The sequence below is a fragment of the Paenibacillus xylanilyticus genome (assembly GCF_013359935.1).
GTDB classification, from domain to species: Bacteria; Bacillota; Bacilli; order Paenibacillales; family Paenibacillaceae; genus Paenibacillus; species Paenibacillus xylanilyticus.
The window spans coordinates 1-318 of record NZ_JABMCB010000183.1 but is presented as its reverse complement, the minus strand read 5'-3'; the positions used below and the strand labels follow the sequence as shown (position 1 = coordinate 318).

General features: G+C 51.9%; 2 rRNA genes. Both read left to right on the top strand.

Annotation, left to right across the window (positions count from 1 at the left end):
• A 23S ribosomal RNA gene (locus tag HP552_RS14580) occupies nt 1–129 on the top strand; the annotation flags it as partial.
• A gap of 85 nt (nt 130–214) precedes the next feature.
• Nucleotides 215–318 (top strand): 5S ribosomal RNA (gene rrf, locus HP552_RS14575); the annotation flags it as partial.

Genomic DNA, 318 nt, shown 5'->3' with positions numbered 1-318 from the left:
GAAGCCCCCCTCAAGATGAGATTTCCCAGTATGTAAGACCCCTTGAAGACGACGAGGTAGATAGGCTGGGGGTGGAAGTGCAGCAATGCATGGAGCTGACCAGTACTAATCGGTCGAGGGCTTATCCAAGATATGCAGGTTCTAGTCGCAAGTTTCGTTTCGGATCTAGTTTTCAGGGAATAATCTCTGAACGCATTTGTTTCACAAATGCTCGTTTGGTGGCGATAGCGGAGGGGTTCCACACGTACCCATCCCGAACACGACCGTTAAGCCCTCTAGCGCCGATGGTACTTGGACCGAAGGGTCCTGGGAGAGTAG